At 44.8% G+C, this 23,933-nt stretch carries 20 protein-coding genes; 9 read left to right on the top strand and 11 right to left on the bottom strand.

The window, feature by feature from the left end; translation table 11 throughout:
- Window positions 1-28: 28 nt before the first annotated feature.
- The 4 genes from BCU07_RS13015 to BCU07_RS13000 form a co-directional block, all read right to left on the bottom strand.
- Window positions 29-652: a PolC-type DNA polymerase III gene (locus BCU07_RS13015; RefSeq protein ID WP_102427997.1), complete on the bottom strand. Its 624-nt coding sequence runs from the start codon at window positions 650-652 to the stop codon at window positions 29-31.
- A 70-nt stretch (window positions 653-722) separates the two neighbouring features.
- Window positions 723-1,124, bottom strand: a complete 402-nt coding sequence (locus tag BCU07_RS13010) for a PPC domain-containing DNA-binding protein (protein ID WP_102427998.1) — start codon at window positions 1,122-1,124, stop codon at window positions 723-725.
- Between the two features lie 132 nt (window positions 1,125-1,256).
- Entirely contained in the window at window positions 1,257-2,453 is a 1,197-nt protein-coding gene (locus BCU07_RS13005) for a DEAD/DEAH box helicase (RefSeq protein ID WP_017064352.1), read from the bottom strand.
- A 196-nt stretch (window positions 2,454-2,649) separates the two neighbouring features.
- Window positions 2,650-4,281 carry an NAD(P)/FAD-dependent oxidoreductase gene (locus tag BCU07_RS13000; RefSeq protein ID WP_048606003.1) on the bottom strand — a complete coding sequence of 544 codons (1,632 nt, stop codon included), beginning with the start codon at window positions 4,279-4,281 and terminating at the stop codon, window positions 2,650-2,652.
- A 253-nt stretch (window positions 4,282-4,534) separates the two neighbouring features.
- Between BCU07_RS13000 and fdxA the strand changes: the two genes are divergently transcribed.
- Entirely contained in the window at window positions 4,535-4,858 is a 324-nt protein-coding gene (gene fdxA / locus BCU07_RS12995; RefSeq protein ID WP_065584753.1) for a ferredoxin FdxA, read from the top strand.
- 96 nt (window positions 4,859-4,954) lie between these two features.
- Here fdxA and BCU07_RS12990 read toward each other — a convergent pair whose 3' ends face one another.
- The 3 genes from BCU07_RS12990 to BCU07_RS12980 form a co-directional block, all read right to left on the bottom strand.
- Entirely contained in the window at window positions 4,955-5,689 is a 735-nt protein-coding gene (locus BCU07_RS12990; protein WP_065584752.1) for an RNA methyltransferase, read from the bottom strand.
- A gap of 175 nt (window positions 5,690-5,864) precedes the next feature.
- Window positions 5,865-6,917, bottom strand: coding sequence for an aldo/keto reductase (locus BCU07_RS12985; protein ID WP_032545660.1), 1,053 nt, complete (start codon window positions 6,915-6,917; stop codon window positions 5,865-5,867).
- Window positions 6,918-7,289: 372 nt separating this feature from the next.
- A complete protein-coding gene (locus BCU07_RS12980; protein WP_017059486.1) occupies window positions 7,290-7,436 on the bottom strand; it encodes a hypothetical protein in 147 nt (48 codons plus the stop codon).
- A 348-nt stretch (window positions 7,437-7,784) separates the two neighbouring features.
- On the opposite strand from BCU07_RS12980, the gene pepT reads away from it, so the two are divergent.
- The 3 genes from pepT (at window position 7,785) to BCU07_RS12965 (ending at window position 10,524) form a co-directional block, all read left to right on the top strand.
- Window positions 7,785-9,017, top strand: coding sequence for a peptidase T (gene pepT / locus BCU07_RS12975; protein WP_017059487.1), 1,233 nt, complete (start codon window positions 7,785-7,787; stop codon window positions 9,015-9,017).
- Between the two features lie 76 nt (window positions 9,018-9,093).
- Entirely contained in the window at window positions 9,094-9,561 is a 468-nt protein-coding gene (locus BCU07_RS12970) for a DM13 domain-containing protein (protein WP_017064357.1), read from the top strand.
- Window positions 9,562-9,681: 120 nt separating this feature from the next.
- The gene (locus BCU07_RS12965; protein ID WP_102427999.1) at window positions 9,682-10,524 is read left to right on the top strand and encodes a mechanosensitive ion channel family protein; all 843 of its coding nucleotides are present in this window, start codon (window positions 9,682-9,684) and stop codon (window positions 10,522-10,524) included.
- 144 nt (window positions 10,525-10,668) lie between these two features.
- On the opposite strand, the gene BCU07_RS12960 is transcribed toward BCU07_RS12965, so the two are convergent.
- A complete protein-coding gene (locus BCU07_RS12960; RefSeq protein WP_017059490.1) occupies window positions 10,669-11,112 on the bottom strand; it encodes a dCMP deaminase family protein in 444 nt (147 codons plus the stop codon).
- 259 nt (window positions 11,113-11,371) lie between these two features.
- Between BCU07_RS12960 and BCU07_RS12955 the strand changes: the two genes are divergently transcribed.
- The 3 genes from BCU07_RS12955 (at window position 11,372) to BCU07_RS12945 (ending at window position 16,693) form a co-directional block, all read left to right on the top strand.
- A complete protein-coding gene (locus BCU07_RS12955; protein ID WP_102428000.1) occupies window positions 11,372-12,508 on the top strand; it encodes an efflux RND transporter periplasmic adaptor subunit in 1,137 nt (378 codons plus the stop codon).
- Between the two features lie 11 nt (window positions 12,509-12,519).
- Entirely contained in the window at window positions 12,520-15,672 is a 3,153-nt protein-coding gene (locus BCU07_RS12950; protein ID WP_102428001.1) for an efflux RND transporter permease subunit, read from the top strand.
- 334 nt (window positions 15,673-16,006) lie between these two features.
- Complete coding sequence (locus tag BCU07_RS12945) at window positions 16,007-16,693, top strand: MaoC family dehydratase (protein ID WP_102428002.1); 687 nt, start codon at window positions 16,007-16,009, stop codon at window positions 16,691-16,693.
- Between the two features lie 76 nt (window positions 16,694-16,769).
- Here BCU07_RS12945 and BCU07_RS12940 read toward each other — a convergent pair whose 3' ends face one another.
- Window positions 16,770-17,585, bottom strand: coding sequence for a phosphate ABC transporter substrate-binding protein (locus BCU07_RS12940; protein WP_017064361.1), 816 nt, complete (start codon window positions 17,583-17,585; stop codon window positions 16,770-16,772).
- Between the two features lie 253 nt (window positions 17,586-17,838).
- Between BCU07_RS12940 and BCU07_RS12935 the strand changes: the two genes are divergently transcribed.
- Window positions 17,839-18,201, top strand: a complete 363-nt coding sequence (locus BCU07_RS12935) for a DUF3024 domain-containing protein (protein WP_017059495.1) — start codon at window positions 17,839-17,841, stop codon at window positions 18,199-18,201.
- A gap of 184 nt (window positions 18,202-18,385) precedes the next feature.
- Here BCU07_RS12935 and BCU07_RS12930 read toward each other — a convergent pair whose 3' ends face one another.
- On the bottom strand, window positions 18,386-19,216 hold the full coding sequence (locus tag BCU07_RS12930; RefSeq protein WP_017064362.1) for a helix-turn-helix domain-containing protein: 831 nt from the start codon (window positions 19,214-19,216) through the stop codon (window positions 18,386-18,388).
- 188 nt (window positions 19,217-19,404) lie between these two features.
- Complete coding sequence (rnb, locus tag BCU07_RS12925) at window positions 19,405-21,411, bottom strand: exoribonuclease II (protein ID WP_102428003.1); 2,007 nt, start codon at window positions 21,409-21,411, stop codon at window positions 19,405-19,407.
- Window positions 21,412-21,720: 309 nt separating this feature from the next.
- On the opposite strand from rnb, the gene BCU07_RS12920 reads away from it, so the two are divergent.
- Window positions 21,721-23,790 carry a DEAD/DEAH box helicase gene (locus BCU07_RS12920; protein ID WP_081325397.1) on the top strand — a complete coding sequence of 690 codons (2,070 nt, stop codon included), beginning with the start codon at window positions 21,721-21,723 and terminating at the stop codon, window positions 23,788-23,790.
- The last annotated feature ends 143 nt before the right edge of the window (window positions 23,791-23,933 follow it).

Here is a 23,933-nt window from a genome sequence, read left to right as displayed (position 1 = left end):
AGACTTTCATCAAACTGAATTTCGGAACCTAACCCCTGTTGCTCATCAGTAGTTTTGGAATCGAACTTTTGGCTGTCTTCGATATTTTCTGCATCAGTTGAAAGCTTGGCTGTTGAATGCCGTGATCACTTTGCAATTCATCAATCATCAATAACCACAACCGTGCTGTCATTTCTGAATCGGCTAACGCTCTGTGGAAAGTACCGTCGTTGTCGATATTTTTGAAACGCACAAGGTCGCCTAGCTTATGAGTTGGTGCGTCTTGGATTAGACGACGAGCTATCAACATTGAGCAAGCGAACTGTCCATTGTAATCGCGACCAATATTATCTAATTCCGCATCAAGAAAGCGCTTATCAAATGAGGCATTGTGAGCGACAAGTTGGCTGTCTTGAATGAAGTCTGCAAACTCATCCATCACTTCACTACAACTGGCCGCTGTGCTTAACATACGGTTACTGATTCCGGTATAACCTTCAATGAATCCACTCACACGAAATCCCGGGTTCATGAGCTGCTGGAAGGTGTCGACGACTTCGCCGTTAACGAGTTTAACCGCACCGATCTCAATCGCTCGGTCGCCCATATTTGGTGATAAGCCTGTGGTCTCGAAATCGAGAACGATAACGGAATCTGCGGAGTTTGGAGCCATCGTGTTTCCTAATTGCTGTTTGGTAGTATCGCTTTACATGGGGCGTTTGGTGTTGCTATGGGTCAATCAGTTATTGGCTATTGCTGATAGTAAGTTCAGTGTAACCCGTCGAATCGTCATGCTCTCTGTTGAAGGTCAAGGTATCGTAGCGGTGAACAATCAATTCAGCCGTGGTCGCGATAATCGTCCCTTCAAGCAAATGCCCACCAATTACATTGCCATTCTCATCAGCAACGGAGATATGAATATGCTGGTGGTTTGGGGTTAGCGTTGCCATCACCGAGACTATTTCGAACGGAGCTTGAACTAGCTTGGTGTTGTTGGCATTAGCTAAGCGAATATTGAGTTGAGAAACACATCCGACACAAGACGCAATAGAGCCCGCGGAGATATTGTGCGCTGTCACTAGCCTCTGGATCTCTAGCTTTAGGTCTTGGCCGCGGGTTAATCTCGTTGCGATAGGAGTGATCATCTCATACCTCTGTTTTATCTGTGTATCAAAGAACAAAACGAAGCCGCATAGGGCTTCGTTTTATTTTCATTTTGGCTAATGCGACTTTTCTTTTGGTTAATGCAACTTTGCATTTTCTGTCGCTGAAATTACTTAGTCTTGTTGCTGTTCTCTTTTCTTCTTAGGAACGAAGTTCAATACTGAGATTGGCACTTCTTTGCGTGGTTCGAAACCTTCAACAACGCGACGTTCAATCAAGTGACCAAGACGCTTTTCAATAATGCACAGGTTTTTGAAGTTATCTTTTGATAGGAAAGAGATCGCTTCGCCAGATGCATCAGCACGGCCTGTACGACCAATACGGTGAACATAATCATCTGCTGGGAATGGCATGTCGTAGTTCACTACGCGGCTTAGGTTGTCGATATCGATACCACGAGCAGCAACACCCGTCGCGACTAAGTATTTTAGGCGACCTTTCTTAAAGTCAGCCAAGATTTTTTCACGAATCGCTTGGCTACGTCCACTGTGGAAAGCTTCCGCTTGAATACCACGTTTCTCAAGTTGAGCAACCAACTTAGCCGCGCCGTGCTTGGTTTCGATAAAGATAAGCGCTTGGTCCCAGTTACCTTCGGTAATCATGTGGCTCAATAGTGCTGACTTACGGTCTTTATCTACCGTTACCAACCATTGCTCAATGTTCGCTTTAGACGCATCAGTCTTGGCAATCGAAATCTCTTCCGCTTCACTGATTGCACTTTTCGCTAGTGCACGCACTGGCGTTGAAAGCGTTGCCGAGAACAGCAGGTTTTGGATGTCTTGTGGTAGACGCGCGATGATCTTGTTGATGTCTTCAATGAACCCCATGTCTAGCATGCGGTCAGCTTCATCTAGAACCAGTACTTCCACTTCATCAAAGTGAACGGCACGTTGTCCGTACATGTCGATCAAACGACCTGGTGTTGCCACAAGAATATCCACGCCTTCAATAAGACGATCTTTCTGGTGTTGGTAAGACACGCCACCGTACATCGCTAGTGATGTTAGGTTTAGGAACTTCGCGTACTTAGTGATGTTCTGTTCAACCTGAACTGCCAGCTCACGCGTTGGTGTCAGGATAACTGCGCGGATACGTTTTTTACGCTGCGTTTCACCTTTGCTTAGCATTTCTAAGATAGGGAGAACAAAGCTCGCAGTTTTACCTGTACCTGTTTGTGCTGCAGCAATAAGGTTCTTACCAGAAAGAACAATCGGAATTGCTTTTTCTTGAATAGAGGTTGGCTTTTCATAGCCTTGTTTTGCAACGGCTTTAACAATAGGTGAGCTTAATCCAAGCTTGGAAAATGGCATAAGTTTCTCGGTATGATTTGGCTAAATAGCGATGGAAAGGTTTAACAATCTTATACAAGGATAAGATTAATGGCGGCATTCTACCATGTTGCTTGCTCACCGCTAGTCACATGCACATAAAAAAATCCAGTGTCGACAAGGCACTGGATTTTTAGTTTTGGTTGATCGCGATCTAGCTTTGCTTTATCGAAAGCGCTTAAGCGATCTCAATCTTCTCAGCTTGGTTCTGCTCTACCATTGATAGTGCTAGCGCTTCTGCGGCCTTAATGCCGTCGATACCAGCAGACAGGATACCGCCTGCGTAGCCTGCACCTTCACCAGCCGGGAAGAAGCCCTTAAGGTTGATGCTTTGGAAGTCTTTGCCACGTTTGATGCATACAGGAGAAGACGTACGTGTCTCAACACCGGTAAGTAGGCCGTCTGGCGTAGAGAAACCTTTGATCTTCTTCTCGAACGCTGGGATTGCTTCACGAATCGCTTCGATAGCAAAATCAGGCAGCGCTTTTGAAATATCAGTCAGGTGGATACCCGGCGTGAATGACGGTTGTACTTCACCGATTGCACTTGGATCGCGACCTTTCAAGAAGTCACCGATTTTTTGAGCTGGTGCATCGTAGTTTTCACCACCAAGAACATAAGCGCCGCTTTCTAGTTCACGTTGTAAACGGATACCAGCCAGTGCGTCACCTGGGTAATCACGCTCTGGGTCGATACCTACAACGATCGCGCTGTTTGCGTTACGTTCTGCACGAGAGTATTGGCTCATGCCGTTCGTTACTACGCGGCCTTCTTCAGACGTTGCAGCAACCACAGTACCACCTGGGCACATACAGAAGCTGTATACAGTGCGGCCATTCTTACAGTGGTGAACGAGTTTGTAGTCCGCAGCACCTAGGATTGGGTTGCCTGCGTTCTTACCGAAACGAGCTTCATCGATCATCGATTGCTTGTGTTCGATACGGAAACCAACAGAGAAAGGCTTCGCTTCCATGTAAACGCCACGATCGTACAGCATTTCAAACGTGTCACGAGCACTGTGGCCAACAGCCAATACCACGTGACGAGATTTGATCTCTTCACCGTTAGAAAGCGTTAGGCCAGTGATTTGACCATCTTCCATATGAACGTCGTCAACACGAGTGCTGAAACGGATTTCGCCACCAAGTTCAATGATAGAAGCGCGCATCTTTTCGATCATGGTAACCAGTTTAAAGGTACCGATGTGCGGCTTACTTACGTATAGAATTTCTTCTGGTGCACCCGCAGCAACGAACTCTTCAATTACTTTACGGCCGTAGTGCTTTGGATCTTTAACTTGGCTGTACAGCTTACCGTCAGAGAAAGTACCTGCGCCGCCTTCACCAAACTGTACGTTTGATTCTGTGTTCAGCGTACGCTTACGCCAGAAACCAAAGGTATCTTTCGTACGCTCACGAACTTCTTTACCACGCTCAACGATGATTGGGTTGAAACCCATTTGAGCAAGCACTAGGCCAGCGAATAGACCACATGGGCCAAAACCGATAACCACAGGGCGCTCAGTTTGGTTCTCAACCGCTTTAGCAACAAACTTGTACTCCATATCAGGAGTCACTTTTACGTGCGGGTCGCTAATGAATTGTTCTAACAACTCAGCTTCGTTTTCAACGAGAACGTCAAGCGTGTAGATAAGTAAGATCTTTGATTTCTTACGAGCATCGTAGCCACGTTTAAAGATATTAAAAGAGAGTACCTGATCAGAGTTAATACCAAGTTTCGCTTCAATAGCGTCTTGAATAGCAGACTCTTCATGGTCTAGTGGGAGTTTAATTTCGGTTAAACGTATCATTTCGATGTCTCGTTTTTATAGGTGTCTTAGCTAGTTCGTTTCTTTATACAGAGTTTGATGAAAACGCTGATGTTGAAAGAAGCGATAAGCTCACAATGGCGCGCATTTTACGAGAAATTGATTTATCTGTCATACTAATTTGGAAACATGGAGCAAATAGACACGATATTAGAGCCGTATGATGTTGAATTTTGCTTTGGGATGAGTATTATCCCCATTCTTCAATTTTGACTAACTTATAGAGCAGAGCATCATGGCATTTGTCGTAGGCGATAATTGTATTCAATGTAAATACACAGACTGTGTGGCAGTGTGCCCCGCAGATGCGTTCCATGAAGGCCCAAACTTCATGGTAATTAACCCGATCGAATGTATCGATTGTGGTTTATGTGTACCTGAATGTGATGCTCAAGCGATCTTCCAAGAAGACGAACTGCCAGAAGATCAAAAGATCTTCATCGAAGTGAACGCAGAGCTCGCTGAGATTTGGCCTGTGCAAACGGAAGTAAAAGCACCAATGGATGACGCTGAAAAGTGGAATGGTGTGTGTGATAAGTTGGCAATGCTAGAAAAGTAATTGTTGAAAAGAACTCAAATAAAAAGGCGTACTGATTTAATCAATACGCCTTTTTTAATATCTGAACACTGTCGATTGGCTAGTTAGCTTAGAGGTCTAGCTGTGCTGACGACGCATGTTGTCGAGAATGATGCCAGTCGCCATTGCAACGTTCAAAGACTCTGCGCCACCGAATGCTGGAATCGTAATCTTATCTGTCACGTATTTAGCGGCGTGTTCACGAATACCGTGAGACTCGCTGCCCATCAGCAAAATGCCATTTGCAGTGAAGTCAGTCTTATGAACACTTTCGCCTTCCAAAAATGCACCGTAAACCGGTAGATTCGCTTGCTCTAAGTAAGCTGGTAAGTCAGTTTGACTTACGTGTACTCGGCCAAAGCTGCCCATAGTCGCGCTGATAGTTTTAGGGTTGTATGGGTCTGCGCAATCACTGCTCGCAACGATATGCTTGATGCCATACCAGTCTGCTACGCGAATAATCGTACCTAGGTTGCCAGGGTCTGAAACGCCATCAAGCGCAATCATCAGTCCTGTTGCTTCTGGTAGTTCAAACGTTGGGATCTCAACAACTGCAATCGCGGCATTGTTACTTACCAAAGTACTTGCTTTGGTTAGATCATCCAGCGAGGCTTCAACACAATCAAACTCAATCAGTGAAGCATGATTTTCAGATAAGAAATCAGCGGTAGCAAAGACGTTCTTCACGACTAAGTCACTATTGAACAGCTCAAGAACGTTCTTTTCACCTTGAACTAGAAACAGGCCGTGGGCTTTACGTTGTTTCTTTTGGCCCAAAGCACGAAGGAGTTTTAATTGGTTTTTTGAAATCATGTTTTTATCCTAGATATAAGCCCGCGCATTATAGAGCAAAGGTTAGCGAACCAAAAGCGTGATGACTCAATGCGATCCATATAAAAAGCAAAAGCAACCTACTTAAAAAAGAAAAGCGCACTAAATAGCGCGCTCTTATGGGATTTACTCACCTAAGTTAAGTTGAACTGACAGCCTAATACGGAGCCGGGTAGCGTTTAAATACTGTGTTGATATCAGTCAGGATCTCTTCTGATAGCGGTTTACTGAAAGCGGCTACGTTCTCTTTTAGCTGCTCCATCGTAGTTGCACCAATGATGGTGGACGTCACCCCATCAACTTGATTACACCATGCCAATGCCAGTTGGCTCGGAGTAAATCCATGAGCGTTTGCTACTTCAACATAGCCTTTAACCGCTTCGTTGGCAGATTCAGTGTCACGGAAAATGCCTTTACGTTGCATGTAAGTCCAACGGCTGCCTTCCGGTCTTGCGCCATCGATGTACTTTCCACTCAACATGCCTGCAGCTAAAGGTGACCATGGCAGGTAAGCGACATCTTCATGCACACAGTTCTCAATCAGATATGGCCAGTCTTTTGCGTGCAGTAGGCTAAATTCATTCTGAATCGAAACCATACGTGGCAAATCGTGTTTTTCACTCAGCTTGAGGTAAGTGTTAATGCCCCAAGTAGAATCATCTGAAAGCCCGACATGGCGAATTTTACCCGCCTTAATACAGCTTGCCAGTGCTTGTAGGATTTCCAACATCTCAGCTTCATGCTGCTTTCGGTCAATATCACTAAATCGAATGTGATTCGGGAAATGCTTACCAAAGTGAGGTGTAGTGCGATTTGGCCAGTGAAGTTGGTAAAGGTCGATATAGTCTGTTTGTAGGCGTTTTAATGATGCATCAACGGCTGCGATCACGGCTTCACCTGTTATCGGCCCACCATCTCGAACCCAAGGAAGCCCTGGCCCGGCAATTTTGCTCGCAATGATCAACTCTTGTCGACGCTGTGGGTTACGCGATAACCAGTTACCAATGATCGCTTCTGTTTTTCCGTAGGTATCTGGAGAAGGTGGAACCGCGTACATCTCTGCAGTATCGATAAAGTTAATACCTTGGCTTAATGCGTATTCGATCTGTTGGTCGGCTTGCTGCTGCGTATTTTGTAGCCCCCAAGTCATGCTGCCAAGACAGATACGGGAAACGGGAATTTGACTACTTCCTAGCTTTGAATATTCCATTGAATTCGGGGTTCCTGTGGTTAGGTTCTCTGGTACTCGCATTATAGTTTTGAAAAGAGGGCGAATGAGGAATGAAAACGAATATGAATTATTAGCACAAAATGACACGACAAGGTATGGCATCGGGGAGTTTAGTGAGTCATTTCTCAGCGCTGAAAGCTAGTGTGTGCAATGCGTGAAAATACATTCGCGAGAAACTATGAGCCAATTGGTGATCGAGAAGTGAAGAACAACAAGCAATGAGCGAAGGTTTAATGTTCAGCTTGTTTGGGAGTGGGGGAGAGGAGAACAGATCAAAAATAAAAAAAGCTCTACCGGATAGAGCGTAGAGCTTTTTTATAGGGGTCTTAATAGTGCTAGGTATTCATTGAGTTACGAGGTCGCGTTTGTGTCTAATCCACCCTGGATCTGCGCCTGTCTTAGAGCTTCCTGCCTTTGAACTTCTTTCTCAGTTAATACTGGTCGAAGCGTTTCCTCAGAGGCTTGAGGAGAGAAAATGAAATATTTATTAATCGTCATAACTGTGTCTCCGTGCAACGTATGACAGATTCTGCATCAAGGATAAATTGTGATCATCATCCACTTTGTACTTTTGTTAGGCTGAGAGCGGAGGGCGTAGAATGCGTACAAAGCGATCTCTTATCATCCGTATGCAATGTTTAACTGACGAAACCCTCTGTTTTCAAGTATAGGAAGCGCATCTAATTTCGCACAATAATGATTTAGAGCAATTACATACATGGTCAGGGGCGTAAGATGAAAACCCTCGCTACTGACTCTGTGCTCGTATTTATTTAACGATGTATCACTTATCGACATAATAATTAAGTCAGTAAATCAATTACTTAATCCATGGTGAGATGAATTATGGAAAAGCTTGTAGAACGTTTTCTGAATTACGTTACTTTTGATACCAAATCCGATCCTTCTAATCAGCAATGCCCAAGTTCACCGGGTCAAATTACCTTTGCTGAAGCCTTAAAGTTAGAATTGGTGGCATTAGACTTAGTTGATGTGTCTTTAGATGACAATGGATACTTGATGGCGAAACTGCCGTCGAATGTCGATTACGATGTGCCTGCGATTGGCTTTGTGGCGCACATGGATACCGCTCCTGACGCATCAGGCGCCAACGTGAAACCACAAGTGATTAAAGATTACCGAGGTGGAACGATTGAATTAGGGGAAAGTGGCGAGAGTTTGAACCCAAGCCAGTATCCAGATCTTGATTCTTTACATGGTCACGACCTGATTACGACTGACGGCACAACTCTGCTTGGTGCCGACAACAAAGCGGGCATCGCTGAAATCATCAGTGCAATTGCTTACCTGAAAGCGAATCCAGACATCAAACACGGCGACATCTGCATTGGTTTCACGCCGGATGAAGAGATTGGTCGCGGTGCGAACCTGTTTGACGTTGAAAAATTTGGCGCCGAGTGGGCGTACACCATCGATGGTGGCCCAGTAGGGGAGTTGGAATTTGAGAACTTCAATGCCACGAGCGCCGATGTTATCTGTCATGGCGTGAACGTTCACCCGGGCACCGCAAAAGATAAAATGGTGAACTCGATGAACATTGCAGCGCAATTCCAATTGATGATGCCTGCGCAAGAAACACCAGAGTGCACAGAAGGTTATGAAGGCTTCTACCACCTGAAATCGGCGGAAATGGGTGTGGCTCGCTCTGAACTGGGATACATCATCCGTGATTTTGAACGTGAGGGTGTAGAAGCGCGTAAAGCATTCATGCAACAGAAAGTCGATGAGCTGAATGAGCGCCTTGAGAAAGGCCGTGTTGAGCTGGTGCTAACCGATAGCTACTTCAACATGAAAGAGATGGTTGAACCGCATCAACATATTATTGAATTGGCCAAGCAGGCGATGATTGAGTGCAATGTCGAGCCAATGGTTAAACCAATCCGAGGTGGTACAGACGGTGCTCGCTTATCTTTCATGGGGCTACCATGTCCGAATATCTTTACTGGCGGTTACAACTTCCACGGTATTCATGAGTTCATTACCATTCAAGGCATGGAGCAAGCGGTAAAAGTGATTGTCGAATTGTCTCAACGTACAGCAACGCATTACCAAAAATAGAACATCAGAGCGTTATATCTCTTTGTATTTTTGAGAGTATTCAATAATACTCTCTTTAAGCATAAGGGAGTACGCGATGAAAAAGTTAGTTTTACTTTGCACCCACTTAGCCGTGGGTGCTGTTGGTTTTGGGCTAGGTGTTTACGCATTGCCTATCTTGATTGAGCCTGATTCTCCTTCCTCAAGTTCTGTTGAAGCGATCAGTGAGCAGGCTATCTACACGGGCGAGTTCACTAAAGATCGACAAGACAGTGACTTCTTGCACTGGGGAGAAGGCATCGTCTCAGTATCCGAAAGTGCGATCGCTTTTGAAGGTGAATTGGCGCCGGGACCTGATTACAAGGTTTATCTCTCGCCTAAGTTCATTGAAACCGAGCACGCTTTCAATGACAGCAAGAACGAGTTATTGAGAGTCGGAGATGTGAAAACATTCGACCGCTTTATGGTTGAGCTTCCCGAAGGTACTGATCTTAATCGATTTAATACGGTTGTGATTTGGTGTGAAACTTTTGGCCAATTTATTACTTCTGCCAAGATAAAATGATAGCCTTACCAATAGCTGATTTAGGCACGTAAAAAAGCGCTCTATTTTTGAGCGCTTTTTCATAGCGAAGTCTCCGCTAATCGTTGTAAAGCTCGTCGTTGTAATGCTAAGGAATAAGTAATGGAAAAAGTGTGGCAAGTAATTGATTTTCTACTCGCTCATAAGTTTATTTTTAGTGCGTTGATTATCACTATTATTTTAATCATTCGCCGAATCACCTTATCTCAAATAAGAGGTGATGTTGCTTTCCTTAGTGAAGACCAACGTAACTGGATGTCACGAACCAAAAACGGCACATTCGCGATTATTGTTGTGACGTTATTTGTGCTGTGGAAATCCGAAATCAGCGAGTTTGCGCTATCTGTCACGGCCATTGCTGTTGCGATAGTAGTGGCTTCAAAAGAGATCATTTTGTGTTTCACCGGTTCTATTCAGCGTGCGAGTTCTCGTTCATTTAGAATCGGCGACTGGATCGAAGTGGGTAAAATCAGCGGTGAAGTGATTGAGCACAATCTGATGGCGACCGTGATTCAAGAAATCGATTTGTATCATGGGCAATATCACTTCACTGGCAAGACAGCCACGCTGCCTAATAGCATGTTCTTCACTTATCCGGTTAAGAACCTCAACTTCATGAAGCGTTATGTTTATCATAACTTTTTTGTGACGGTGAAAGACTTTGTAAACCTATACCCTATGCTGTCGGGTCTTATTGTGAAAATTGAAGAGCATTGCGAAGAGTTTATCGATGTTGCTCGCCGTTACAACGGTGTGATCGAAAAGCACGCTGGTGTTGACCTTCCGGGTTCTGAGCCTCACATCCATATCACAAGCAGTTCGACAGGTGAGCAAGAAGTGCACTTTATGATCTTCTGTCCGACCGAAAAAGCGATTCATTTAGAGCAAGATATTCGTAAAGACTTTATGGAAGCGTACGCGGAAGCATTCCCAACGAGCGCTTAGTTTGCTCATCAGTTTACAGTGACCAAGCTATAGTCTCTAAACTATAGCGTCCAAACTATAGCGTCCAAACTATAAGTCCAAACAAAAGAAAGCCGAGAGCGATTAGATCGACTCTCGGCTTTTTTGTTCTTGCTATCTGTTCGTTTAATCTAGGTCAGCCAGTGGCAACCAATCGACTTTTACGCCTGCTTGTTCAAACATATCTTGGCTCACTTTGATTTTATCGCCCCAACGCGAAAGAAAGTCTTCACTTTGCTCTGGGCAGTGTACTGCTGAAATTCCTGTTTGGATGATCTTGGCTGCACAGTTTGGACAAGGAAAGTGAGTCACCCAGATTTCACAGCTGTCCAAATCACGCTTGGCGAATAAGATCGCATTTTCTTCAGCGTGAAGTGTCTTGAGGTACTTCATCTCTCTGTCATCAGTATCCGCACTATCAGACACGCCATGTGGGTAGCCATTAAAACCAACAGAAACAATGCGGTTGTGCTTAGTGATTACGGCGCCGACTTGAGTTGAAGGATCTTTACTCCAAGAACCGACCAATTCCGCCATTTGATAGAAACGTTTAGCCCATTTTGAAATCATGAGAATTCCTTAACAATTAAATGTGAATGCTTATCTGTCTGACAATACATTATGTTAGACAATATCCATAGAGAACAAAAGCTGAGAGATTGATTTACTTAGGAATTGTAGCGTGTTTGTAATCACTTTATAAGCACTTGGTTTCAATTAACATATTGATACACTTTGGCCAGTTATAATTGATATTCCTCGGACAATGGTAACAGAGGTGTTACGTAAATTTTATGCTGTTCAAATACTAATAAGTGACGGTATAACCATGCGTAAAAAGTTGATCCTTACTGCTCTTGCAAGCTCTCTTATTCTTGCTGGATGTGGGCAAGATGCTCAGAATGCCAAGCAAGCGCCTTTACCTCTCGTAGCTGTACAGGATGTTAGCGTCGTTTCTCACCAACAAAGTAAGTCGTACATCGGTCGTATTGAAGCCGTTGAAGACACGGCAATTACTGCACAAGTTTCTGGCTACCTGCAAAGCCGCCATTTCAAAGAAGGCCAAATGGTCGAGAAGGGGCAATTGCTTTACTCAATTGAGCCTTCATCATTTGAAGCAGAAGTAGCAAGCGCGAAAGCGGCTGTTGCTCAAGCGAATGCCAACCTTAAAAAAGCCGAACTTGATTTCAATCGTGGTAAGAACCTACTTCCTAAGGGCAGTATTTCTCAATCTGAATTTGATGCATTAACGGCAAACCTATTAGGTTCTCAAGCACAGTTAGAAGCAAGCCAAGCTCAGTTAAACGCCGCGAATGTCCAACTTTCTCACACCAAAATTATCGCGCCTTTCTCTGGAAGAATCAGTGACACTAAAGTAAGTAAAGGTGACCTAGTTTCACCGTCTTCAGGTGTTCTGACAACTTTGGTTAGCCTAGACCCAATCCATGCATCGTTCAGCATCAGTGAGCGTGAGCGTATTGAGCTGGGTATGGACCGCATCGAAGGCGATGGCAGCAGCGACTCTGCAGGTGTTGAAGTTCAGATCATGCTTGAGAACGGTGAAGCGTTCGAACATCTAGGTCAGCTTGACTTCTTGGGCAACCGTATCAACCTTAATACTGGTACGATCGCGATGCGTGCGATTGCTGATAACCCGAATCAGCAACTACTTCCAGGCCAACACGTTCGCGTTGATCTACGTGAAAAACAACCTATTGATGTTGTGACTATTCCTCGTCGTGCAGTGCAAACCGACCTCGAAGGCGACTTCGTGATGGTATTAGTTGAAGGAGAAGCCGAACCCGTTGCTGAGCGCAGAAACATCGAGATGGGTCGTCAGGTTGAAGGTGGTGTGATTGTTCATTCCGGTCTGGAGAAGAATGACACAGTGATCACTCAAGGCTTACAGCGTGTGCGTAATGGTATGTCCGTTCGCATTCAACCTGCTGCTGAAAAAGCTGAGTAAGGGGCTTATTTATGTTGAGTCGTTTCTTTATTCAAAGGCCCAAGTTTGCCCTTGTCATATCCATAATCTTAACGCTGGCGGGTGCGATTTCTCTCGCTATCTTGCCAGTGGCGGAATATCCAAAAATCAGCCCGCCTTCTGTAAGTGTTACCGCATTCTACACAGGTGCAAGTGCTGAAGTAGTAGAACAGGCGATAGCCGACCCCATAGAAACGTCGGTTAACGGCGTTGAAGATATGATCTACATGTCTTCTAAAAGCGCTAACGATGGTTCATACAACCTTAATGTGACCTTTGATGTTGGTACTGACCCAGATATGGCTCAGGTCAACGTTCAGAACCGAGTTGCTCAAATCGAATCGAAGCTTCCGCAAGAAGTTCGAATGGTGGGTGTCACCGTTAAAAAGCGTTCACCAGACCTTTTGATGGTATTGAACTTCTATTCGCCAAACGGTGAGTACGACGATCAATTCTTGATCAACTACGTTAACCTAAACATTAAAGACCAACTGGCTCGTGTGAAGGGCATCAGTGAAGTTAACGTGTTGGGTGGTGGTGAATACGCGATGCGTGTTTGGTTAGATCCTGAGAAAATGGCTAACCTCAATATCACCACTTCAGACGTGAATCGCGCGTTGGTAGAGCAGAACGTTCAAGTTGCTGCAGGCCGTATTGGTGCTGCACCTTATAACAACGCACAAGAAGTGCAGTTCAACTTGGTAACAAAAGGCCGATTAGAAACAGCTGATGAGTTTGAAAATGTTGTTCTTCGTGCAACTCAAGACGGTTCAACGGTTTACTTAAAAGACATTGCACGTGTTGAGCTTGGTAAAAAGTTCTACGACGGTAATGGTAAATACCGTGGTCAAGATGCGTCGATCGTAACGCTGTCACTTCAATCAGACGCTAACGCGCTGGAAAGTGGCAAAGCTGTGATGGCGATGCTGGAAAACTTAAGCAAGAACTTCCCAGAAGGCGTGGCGTATGAAGCAAGTTACGACACTACACTGTTTGTTGCTGAGTCGATCAAAGGGGTAGTAAAGACCTTAATCGAAGCCATCTTGCTGGTTATTGCGGTAACGTACCTGTTCTTGGGTAGTGCGCGTGCAACCTTGATTCCTGTAGTTGCGATTCCGGTATCTTTGATTGGTACGTTTGCCATCATGCAGATGACGGGTTTCACCATCAACACGGTAACCCTGTTTGGTTTGATACTAGCGATTGGTATCGTAGTAGATGATGCGATCTTGGTTATCGAGAACGTTGATACCACAATGGCTAAAGACCCAACCATTTCACCGCGTAAAGCCACGCTTATTGCGATGAAAGAAGTAACGGGGCCGATCATTACGTCGACCTTGGTTCTACTTGCGGTATTCATCCCTGTTGCAATGCTTCCTGGTATTACTGGCATCATGTACCGTCAGTTCGCTCTGACTATCTGTATCGCGGTTGTTATCTCTTCAATTAACGCATTAACGCTATCACCTGCATTGTGTTCACTGGTTCTTAAGCAGGGTGGTGGTAACACGGCGCGTTGGTACCAAGCATTTAACCGTGGTCTAGAGTCTGTTACTAACAAATACGGTCAAGTGGCTGGCTTCTTAGTTAAGAAAGGCGTTCTGCTGTTCACTTTCTTCTTTGTGGCTTTGGCGGCTGTGACTTATTTTGCGAAGACAACGTCTACGGCGTTTGTACCTCAAGAAGATAAAGGCATTTTGCTGGTTAACGTTCAGCTTCCTGACGCGGCATCCTTGTCTCGAACCGAAGAAGTGACTAAGCAGCTGCTTGAAATGGTTGAACAAGAGCCGGGTGTTGATGGCGTAACACTGGTTAACGGCTACGCATTTATGACGGGCGCTTCTGCGTCGAATGGTGCGTCAATGTTCATCAAGCTTCACGATTGGGACATGCGTAATGCACTGGATGGTCAACACTCTGCTCAGGCTATCTCACAGCGTATTAATGGTCGTGCTGCGACTGAACTTCCTCAAGCTGTCGTGTTTGCGATGGGGCCTCCTGCAGTTCCGGGCATGGGGGCCGCGTCTGGTTTCGAGTTTGTACTTGAAGATACGCTAGGCCGAAGCCGTACTGATCTTGCTATGGTGATGAATGACGTGATAGCTGAGGCGAGCAAACAGCCTGAGATTTCACACACATTCAGTACTTTCCGTGCGAACGTACCTCACTACTATGTCGATATTGACCGTGAGAAAGCGCAGCAATTAGGTATTCCGTTGTCGGAAATTTTCCAAACACTACAAGGTAACCTTGGTTCGTTGTACGTGAACGACTTCACCATGTTTGGTAAGAACTTCCGCGTAACCATGCAAGCTGACAGTGAACACCGTAGCAGCATGGACGACCTACAACGATTCCACGTTCGTTCGTCTAATGGCGAGATGATCCCGTTAAGCACATTGGTGACTTACGATCAGATCTTCGAACCAGATGTAGCATGGCGTTACAACATGTACCGCAGTGCCGTGATTCAAGGTCAACCTGCAGAAGGTTACTCAAGTGGTGATGCGATTGCGGCAATGGAACGCGTAGCTGCAGAAGTATTGCCTCAGGGGTATCAGTACGAATGGACAGGCATGGCTTACCAAGAAGTACTAGCAGGTAACCAAGCGATCTTTGCTTTCGCACTGGCTCTGATCTTCATCTACCTGTTTATGGTGGCTCAATACGAGAGTTGGACAATTCCGATTGCGATTATCCTCGTGGTACCTGTCGCAACCTTAGGCTCCTTCTTGGCATTGAATCTAACGGGCACTCCGCTGAACCTTTATGCACAAATAGGTTTGGTTCTCTTGATAGCCTTGGCCGCGAAGAACGCAATCTTGATTGTGGAATTCGCAAAGGTAGAGCGTGAAGAGAAAGACGCACCGATTGAAGATGCAGCGGTGAAGGGCGGTACACTGCGTTTCCGTGCTGTGAACATGACGTCTTGGTCGTTCATCTTAGGTATCTTCCCGCTTATCTTTGCTGCGGGCGCAGGTCACGTGAGTCAGAACTCTTTGGGTATTTCACTGATCGGCGGCCTGTTATGTGTGTTACTGGCGGGTACGTTCCTAATCCCTGGCTTCTACGCATTCGTGCAACGTAAGCGTGAGAAAGCACACGGTGGTAATACCAAGCTGGTTCCGCTTGATGACGAATAGGGGATTGAGTGTCTTGTAAGATTCGTCTCTTACAAGACCAACCCTCGGAAAACTAATTCCTTGTAAAAACTAAGGTTTAGCATTGCGCTAAGCCTTTTTTTATTCCACTTATGAATAAAAACGCCTTTTATATAAACAAATGTTTGTCATGTGATAGAGCTAACACTCTAATTTGGGTTTTGTAATAAAATGATGTTTTATTGGTAAGTATATGTTTAATATGATTTTAACAAGGTTCAGCTAACGGTTGTATGCTCGAAAACATTTGCACAATAGTGTGAAGTGTTTCAAAATTACGAAGTTATATTGAAATTTTTTGTGCATTGAGGTTCTTATGAAAGTCATTGATTTATTTAAACACCGAGGCGATAGCATGTCTTCGCAACACTCAGAGTTTATGCAATGGATGTCTCCAGCTCTTAGAGATTACTGGGGCGACTTTCTTAATCGTACGCAAAATAGCCATTTCTTTGCGTGGGTTCGTGATCACCATAAACCTGCTGTCAATGAAGATGCACCAGAGATGCCGATGGAACAGCCGATCGTACTTAAGCCAGAAGCACAACTTGTGTTTGATGAGCTTAATCAACAGATCGGTGAAGTCATCCATACTGGCGACTGGATCAATGTAAGTCAAGACCGTATTAACCAGTTCGGCCTTGTTACTGAAGATATGCAGTGGATTCACACTGAGCCTGAAAAAGCGGAAACAGACTCTCCGTTCAAAACAACCATCGCACATGGTTTTTTAACTTTATCTCTGCTTCCTCGATTGACTGACAGTGTTGACCCTGACAAGTCTCAATTCCCAACAGCGAAGATGGTCGTAAACATTGGTCTTAACCAAGTACGTTTCCCATACCCTGTTAAATCGGGCAGTAATGTTCGTGCTAAAAGTACGCTAACAAAAGTAACGCCAATTAAGAAAGGCCTAGAGATTGAACGCGAAATTCGCGTCGAAATCGAAGGTATTCGTCGTCCTGGCGCTGTGATCGTTTCAGTGATTCAACTTCACTTCTAAACGAACCATATAGATTCCAAAAAAAAGAGAGAGCTTAATGCTCTCTCTTTTTTTTCATAAGATAAAACTCACTCACTTATTTAATGCGAGTGTAGCCGTACTCTTCGATAAGGTCTTGCCCTTGCTTTGACTTCACGAACTTGATGAAGTCTTTGCTCTCGTCAGAAACTGAGTCTGTCTTGTGCAGCAACAAGAATGGGCGAGCCAATTCATAGCTGTGGTTAGCAATGTTCTTAGATGTTGGCTCTACGCCTTCAAATGTAATTGCTTTAATCGAACGGTCGATTGAACCAACAGAGATAAAACCAATCGCGTGTGGGTTATGGTTAACAATCGTTTTAACCATGCTGTTGCTGTTTACAACCAAGTTATTTGGGTTGATGTCAGACACTAGACGGTCATTAATGATCTTCGTTAAACCAAGCAAGCTTTCGAAGCTATAGCGTGAGCCAGAAGACGCTTCGCGAGTGACAACTGCGATAGGCTGATCTGCGCCACCCACAGCTTTCCAGTTCGTGATTTTGCCTTTGTAGATATCGAACAGCTGCTCACGTGTAACGTTGCTTACAGCGTTTGAGCGGTTAGTTACTACAGCTAGGCCGTCAAAGGCAATTGGAAATACCTTCAACTTCTCGTCTTGTTCGCGGTCGGTTAAATAACGCGAGCTCATACCGATGTCAGAGACACCTTTATTAACCATGGTAATACCTGCTGTAGAACCAATGCCCTGAACCGCAATATAGTTATCAGGGTGAGTCTTGTTGTACTCCTCAGCTAATACATCCATCACTCGTGATACTGAAGTGGAGCCCGAAATAGTGGTTTCTTGTGCTAAAGCAGCATGAGAAGACAGGGCTAAGGATAAAAGAGAGGCAAGCGCGACTCGTAACATAAACAACTCCTAGTTAATAACATTTGTCGCATATGATAGGTCGGTTATATGACACTTTTGTGAAATTCCATACTCTCGATGTATAGCTGTTCGCTTGATGAGTCGTAGCTTTCTGGGTTTCCGAAAGCAAGATTCGTTTCTGGGAGCAGGGCAGGTATTTTGATTACGCTTGTTCGCTAAAATGTTTGTTGAGTCCTAAGCTAAGTAGAGGAATTCACTACTTAGAAGTTTCTATGAAGTTGCAAGGGGTGTTATGTCCGTCATTCATATCGAGCTGAATCGTCTTTTAATTGGGGCCGAGAGGCTCTGTACATCTCGAAATCGAAGTTTACCTGTCGAGCTAGGCAAATCCCTATATGAAGAGTGTGAGGGTGGTGTGCTGTTTTCTCAGGCGCATTATCTACTCGACTCATCTCACAGTGATTATACAAACGAGATCGTCTGCGTGACTTTTGATGAGTCGCTGTCTTGTTGGTTAGTGATGGTGCCGCTTGAAGGGGATGTCGAAACCGACTCTGTGAATTGGGGGCCGTATCCGTACCTTCCTAAATCGAAGGATCTTGATGCTATTTTGGCGGAAATAGAAAAAGACCCTAAATCGTACTTCTGGTCATAGTCACTCTGTTTTCACGTTTGCTGGTGGCCTGCTCGCAAAGCTGAATCAATGAGTATCAAAACTCAACCACTGAATCCCAAAGCCAAATCATCTCATCCCACACCCAAGTGGCTTAATATTGAAGCCACTTGGTTTACACCAGTTCCCAACTAAGACGTCCACATCAATCTATCGCTTTGTTTCTTTAAACTTGCGGCTTTACGCTCTGCAGTTGTGCTTGTGCCACTAGCGATCGGAAGTCTTTTGGTGTTTTTCCGTGATACGTTTTAAAGGCCGTGCTGAAGTGAGCGGCACTTTTAAAGCCTGACTCATACGCGATTTGAGTGATCGACTTATCCGATGTTCTTAGCTGAGTGGCTGCATGAGCAATACGTTTTATCTTTAATAAGTTTGAGAACGACAGATCTTCAGCCGATAAGCGACGTTTAAGCGTAGCCGGTGACATTCCCATGTAACTGGCGAGCGTATCCAAAGAGATATTGTTTTCAATGTTTTGCTCGATGTAATGAATGACTCTTTGGGTCACGGTTAACCTTGAAGCTCGAGCAATAATAGCCAATAGAGCTGGGTACTGTTCCACCATCAAAGACAGCAAACTTAAGCCTAATTGAGTGAGTGCGTAGTCATTCTGAGAAGAAGAGTTGGCCAGTGACATGATGAGATCTTTCAACTGACAGAGCTCAGTATCCGTTTGATTGAACTTAATGTACTTGTCTGGGATTCGAGCGGACTCTAAATCGCTGAACTGATTAATGAACTTTTGAAAGATAGCCAAATCAAAATCTAAGCAGGTTGCGCTGAATTCGCCATTTTCAGTGTTAACCGTGATGTCTTTAATCTGACCAGAATTGTAAAGGGTGAAATCTCCCGCTTGCAACGAGGCTTGAGTACCATTGGGCAACACAAAAGAAATGCTGCCTTTCGACACTATAAAGATACCGTTTTTAGAGGCAGGATAACGTTCTCGTCTCCTGGGAATGAAGTTTCTGAACTGAGTAACTGTGATTGATGACATAGTGAGCTTCTTTGACGTTGTAAATTGATTGCTTATTGATTGTTTTTTTTAAGTATTGTTTAAGCATGAGACATTTACAAAAAAGGCGCTAATAATTAGCGCCTTTAGAAGTGAACCTTTGAAGCTTTTGACCTTGATAGCTTTGACCTTGAAAGCCGTAACCTTGAAAGCTGTAGCTGTTAAAGCCTTTAAGCTTCGGTTTCGTTTGTCGTTTCAGGCTCGCTAGGCAAGTCCGCAAATACTTGAGTAGGTTTTGCTACTAAGTTACGGCTTTCCTGATTAACTTCAGAGAGAACTACTTCTAAAACGTCTCCCAGTTTGTATACCATTTCTTTATCGATAGATACAGTACCCATATCACCGTTGCACTCTATTCTTTCTTTATTATTAAGAATGAGAGATCCAGGGATAAATGCAGCAGCACCATTTTCAAGTAAACGTACACGCATACCTGCACGGTTAATATCGAAAATCTCAGCTTGGAAACGAGTTTCTTCTGCTGGAGCATTGGCTAGAGTGCGAGCATACAACCAATCGCCAACATTACGCTCAGCCATGCCGTGGTGACGGCGGTGCAGGGCAAGTTCATCACCGATAGTTTCATCTGGTGTTTGAATTGGCGCTTTACCTAAGATGTGTGCTTTAAGCATACGGTGGTTAATCATGTCGCCATATTTACGAATTGGAGAAGTCCAAGTTGCGTAAATATCTAATCCCATCGCGTAGTGCGGTGCAGGCTCATTGCTGATCTCGCTATACGCTTGGAATTTACGAATACGGTTGTCGTAGTAGCTGTTATCTAAAGAACCTAACCAACGACGTAGAGTAGCAAAACCTTCTAGAGAAATGATTTGCTCTTCAGTGAACGGCGTTTCCGCTTGCGGGTTTACCAGTTCAAGAACGTCGGAGATTTTCTCAGCCTTGAAACCAGAATGGCAGTTAAACACACCTTGGTTGAAGCTCTCTTTTAGTACTCGGCCCGCACAGATGTTCGCGCTGATCATTGATTCTTCAACCAGCTTGTTTGCGCTACGACGCATGTCAGCGTGGATAGCGACAACATCGTTATCTTCGCTCAGTTCAAAGCGGTAGTCAGGGCGATCTGGGAACACAACAGCGTTTGCTGAGCGCCATGCTGAACGTGCTTGAGCAAATTGGTGAAGATCAGAAACAATTGCAGCAATCTCTTCTGATGGTTGCCATTTCTCTGATGCACCTGTTTCTAGCCAGTCTGATACGTTGTCGTAAGCAAGACGAGCATGAGATTTGATGTTTGCAGCGAAGAAGTTAATGTCATCACCGATAACGCCATCTTTAGATACCGTTACTGTGCAGCAAAGTGCAGGACGAACTTCGTTCTCGATCAGTGAACATAGGTTGTCAGCAAGATCACGAGGCAACATTGGGATGTTGCGACCAGGAAGGTAGATAGTGAAACCGCGCTCGCGTGCCACTTTATCCATCGCATCATCTGGAGAGATGTAAGCCGTTGGATCAGCAATTGCGATAGTCAGTTCAAAATCACCGTTCTCTTTCTTCTTCGCGTAAAGCGCGTCATCCATATCTTTTGTGCTTTCGCCATCGATAGTCACAAAAGGGACGTGCGTCATGTCTACACGTTCAAGATCGGCGTCATCGTTGATTAGCCAGTTGTCGATGCCTTCAGGCTCGCTGTTTGGTAGATCGTTTTGTGCCAGCGTTACCCACCAAGGTGCAATCTTGTCGTCAGCGTCTGTGATTTTCTCAGAGATCTGAGCCAAGAAACCATTGTCACCTTTTAATGGGTGTTGAACGATATGAGCAACAACCCAGTCACCTTCTTTAAGCGTTTCAGGGTTTAGACCCTTCATTGCTTTCGCTTTAAGTTGCAGTTTTTTGAGCTGCGGGTGATCAGGAACAACGTTCAATCGGCCTTTGAAAAGCTTAACTCGTGCAATAAAGCGAGTAAGACCTTGTTCAACCAATTCCTCAGGCTCTGCTACTTCGCGCTCTTTCTCTGTGCGAATGATGGCAATCACCTTGTCACCGTGCACACATTTCTTCATGTACGGAGGCGGGATAAAGAAGCTTGTTTTGCTATCAACTTCGAGAAAACCAAAACCTTTTTCAGTGGCTTTGATGGTACCTTCCTTTTTAGGGAGGGTTTCTTGGATTTGCTGCTTGAGCTGAGCGAGTAGAGGATTATCTTGAAACATTTTGACTTTTATCTATCGAGGACAATTGAGCACACTATAATCATTGCGAGGCTTGATTACTACTTAAAGGCGAAGTGAGCGTTAATTAATTGCCCTCTTATTTAACTAGGTCAATTTGCTAGGAGATGGGTGCTGTGACGAGATATTCATCAAGTTTTGACGATATGATAACCAGTATTGATGTAAAAGCGAAAAATATGTGATGTATTTCAATTTTTTCTGGATTTTTTTATGCATTTAGGGAATAATCCGCCTCCCTTAGACGTCCCTAATGGCTTGAAGTGTTTTATTACTGCTTCGTAACTCTGAATGGAATCAGTATCTGATTGGATCAGTATTGGAATTGATAGAGCTCCCGGGACCTTTTGTTTACTTATATATAGTGGGATCCCAATGTCCGAATCTGTAATTCAATTTAATGAATTAGCCCTAAACGATAACATTCTTTCAGCTCTTGATAGCATGGGTTTCGTTTCTCCGACTCCAATCCAAGCAGCAGCTATTCCTCTTCTTCTTGAAGGCCGTGACGCACTAGGTAAAGCACAGACTGGTACTGGTAAAACAGCAGCATTCTCTCTGCCTTTACTTAACAAAATCAACCTGAACCAACACAAACCACAAGCAATCATCATGGCTCCTACTCGTGAGCTAGCGATTCAAGTTGCTGCGGAAATCAAAAACCTTGGCCGTGATATCAAAGGTCTTAAAGTTATTGAAATCTACGGTGGTGCTTCAATTGTTGACCAAATGCGTGCTCTAAGCCGCGGTGCTCACATTGTTGTTGGTACTCCAGGTCGTGTTAAAGACTTACTAACTCGTGACCGTCTACACCTAGATGAAGCACACACATTTGTTCTTGATGAAGCAGATGAAATGCTGAAAATGGGCTTCGTAGATGACGTTACTTGGATCCTAGAGCAAGCTCCAGAATCTGCACAACGTGTACTTTTCTCTGCAACTATGCCTCCAATGGTTAAGACTATTGTTGACCGTTACCTACGTAACCCGGCTAGAGTTGACGTTGCTGGTACTAACCACACAGTTGATAAAGTAGCGCAGAACTTCTGGGTTGTTAAAGGCGTAGAAAAAGACGAAGCAATGTCTCGTCTTCTAGAAACCGAAGAAACTGACGCGTCAATCGTATTCGTACGTACTCGTCAAGACACTGAGCGTCTAGCTGATTGGCTATCTGCACGTGGCTTCAAAGCTGCTGCACTGCACGGTGATATTCCTCAGTCTCTACGTGAGCGTACTGTTGATCACATCAAACAAGGTGTTATCGACATCCTAGTTGCAACTGACGTTGTAGCTCGTGGTCTTGATGTTCCACGTATCACTCACGTATTCAACTACGACATCCCATTCGATGTTGAATCTTACATCCACCGTATTGGTCGTACTGGCCGTGCTGGACGTAAAGGTAAAGCGATCCTACTAGTTCGCACTAACCAAATTCGCATGCTTCGCACAATCGAGCGCGTAACTAAGTCTCAAATGGAAGAAATTCAACTTCCTCTACGTGACCAAGTTGCTGCTGCACGTGTTGCTAAGCTTGGCGCTGAACTTGAAACTGAGAAAGAAAGCAAAGCACTAGAAAACTTTGCAGGTCTTATCTCTACTCTTCAAGAGTCTCTAGAAGTTGATGCTGCTACTCTAGCTGCAATGCTTCTTAAGCGTCAGCAAGGTAAGAGCCCACTATTCTACGTTGGCGAAGACCCAATGATCGCTGCTATTGAGCGTGATAAGAACCGTCGCAAAGAGCGTCGTGAAGATCGTGACAACGGCCGTGACGGTGGTGGTCGCAACTTCAATACTCAAGATTGGGATACTTACCAACTACAAGTTGGCCGTGAGCAAGGCGTTCAGGTTAAAGACATCGTTGGCGCACTAGCAAACGAACTTGGCCTAACTAAAGGTTCTATCGGTGCTATCAAGCTAGACCAAGGTTCTACTTACGTTCAACTGCCAAAAGCAATGAACTCTGAAACTGCTGGTAAGCTAAGCAAACTTCGCATTCGTCAAAAAGAAGCTGGCGCTGTAGTTGTTGATTTCAATGACTTCCGTGAGCCTCGTCGTGGCGGCGGCGGTCGTGATGGCAACCGTGGTGGCAACCGTGGCGGTCGTGATGGTGGCGGCTACCGTGGTAACCGTGAAGGCGGCAACCGCGAAGGTGGTAACCGTGAAGGCGGTCGTGGTGGATACCGTGGCAACCGTGATGGTGCTCGCGATGGTAACTCTGCTGGCGGACGTGATGGCGAACGTCGTTTCGACCGTAACCGTGGTGGCGATCACCGTGGTAACTTCCGTGGCGAACGTGGCCATGGTAACGGCAATGGCGGTGGTAACCGTGGTCGTCGTCCAGAGCGCAACGAAGGTTAATCAACCTGTCGCTTAGACGCTTTAGGTCTAGACACTGAACTTAAAAGCCGAGCATAATGCTCGGCTTTTTTGTGCCTGCTATTTGAACTTAAGCTTTGGTTGGCTCGATATTCGTAGCTAACTTACTTTAATCAAGCTTCGTT

It is taken from the genome of Vibrio sp. 10N.261.54.E10 (assembly GCF_002877735.2).
GTDB classification, from domain to species: domain Bacteria; phylum Pseudomonadota; class Gammaproteobacteria; order Enterobacterales; family Vibrionaceae; genus Vibrio; species Vibrio crassostreae_C.
Note: the sequence above shows the minus strand (reverse complement) of the source record. Positions and strands in the feature narration are given on the sequence as shown.

Coding starts and splice junctions, on each gene's coding strand:
- BCU07_RS13015 (WP_102427997.1), bottom strand. CDS start 652: ATGGCTCCAAACTCCGCAGATTCCGTTATCGTTCTCGATTTCGAGACC.
- BCU07_RS13010 (WP_102427998.1), bottom strand. CDS start 1,124: ATGATCACTCCTATCGCAACGAGATTAACCCGCGGCCAAGACCTAAAG.
- BCU07_RS13005 (WP_017064352.1), bottom strand. CDS start 2,453: ATGCCATTTTCCAAGCTTGGATTAAGCTCACCTATTGTTAAAGCCGTT.
- BCU07_RS13000 (WP_048606003.1), bottom strand. CDS start 4,281: ATGATACGTTTAACCGAAATTAAACTCCCACTAGACCATGAAGAGTCT.
- fdxA (WP_065584753.1), top strand. CDS start 4,535: ATGGCATTTGTCGTAGGCGATAATTGTATTCAATGTAAATACACAGAC.
- BCU07_RS12990 (WP_065584752.1), bottom strand. CDS start 5,689: ATGATTTCAAAAAACCAATTAAAACTCCTTCGTGCTTTGGGCCAAAAG.
- BCU07_RS12985 (WP_032545660.1), bottom strand. CDS start 6,917: ATGGAATATTCAAAGCTAGGAAGTAGTCAAATTCCCGTTTCCCGTATC.
- BCU07_RS12980 (WP_017059486.1), bottom strand. CDS start 7,436: ATGACGATTAATAAATATTTCATTTTCTCTCCTCAAGCCTCTGAGGAA.
- pepT (WP_017059487.1), top strand. CDS start 7,785: ATGGAAAAGCTTGTAGAACGTTTTCTGAATTACGTTACTTTTGATACC.
- BCU07_RS12970 (WP_017064357.1), top strand. CDS start 9,094: ATGAAAAAGTTAGTTTTACTTTGCACCCACTTAGCCGTGGGTGCTGTT.
- BCU07_RS12965 (WP_102427999.1), top strand. CDS start 9,682: ATGGAAAAAGTGTGGCAAGTAATTGATTTTCTACTCGCTCATAAGTTT.
- BCU07_RS12960 (WP_017059490.1), bottom strand. CDS start 11,112: ATGATTTCAAAATGGGCTAAACGTTTCTATCAAATGGCGGAATTGGTC.
- BCU07_RS12955 (WP_102428000.1), top strand. CDS start 11,372: ATGCGTAAAAAGTTGATCCTTACTGCTCTTGCAAGCTCTCTTATTCTT.
- BCU07_RS12950 (WP_102428001.1), top strand. CDS start 12,520: ATGTTGAGTCGTTTCTTTATTCAAAGGCCCAAGTTTGCCCTTGTCATA.
- BCU07_RS12945 (WP_102428002.1), top strand. CDS start 16,007: ATGAAAGTCATTGATTTATTTAAACACCGAGGCGATAGCATGTCTTCG.
- BCU07_RS12940 (WP_017064361.1), bottom strand. CDS start 17,585: ATGTTACGAGTCGCGCTTGCCTCTCTTTTATCCTTAGCCCTGTCTTCT.
- BCU07_RS12935 (WP_017059495.1), top strand. CDS start 17,839: ATGTCCGTCATTCATATCGAGCTGAATCGTCTTTTAATTGGGGCCGAG.
- BCU07_RS12930 (WP_017064362.1), bottom strand. CDS start 19,216: ATGTCATCAATCACAGTTACTCAGTTCAGAAACTTCATTCCCAGGAGA.
- rnb (WP_102428003.1), bottom strand. CDS start 21,411: ATGTTTCAAGATAATCCTCTACTCGCTCAGCTCAAGCAGCAAATCCAA.
- BCU07_RS12920 (WP_081325397.1), top strand. CDS start 21,721: ATGGAATCAGTATCTGATTGGATCAGTATTGGAATTGATAGAGCTCCC.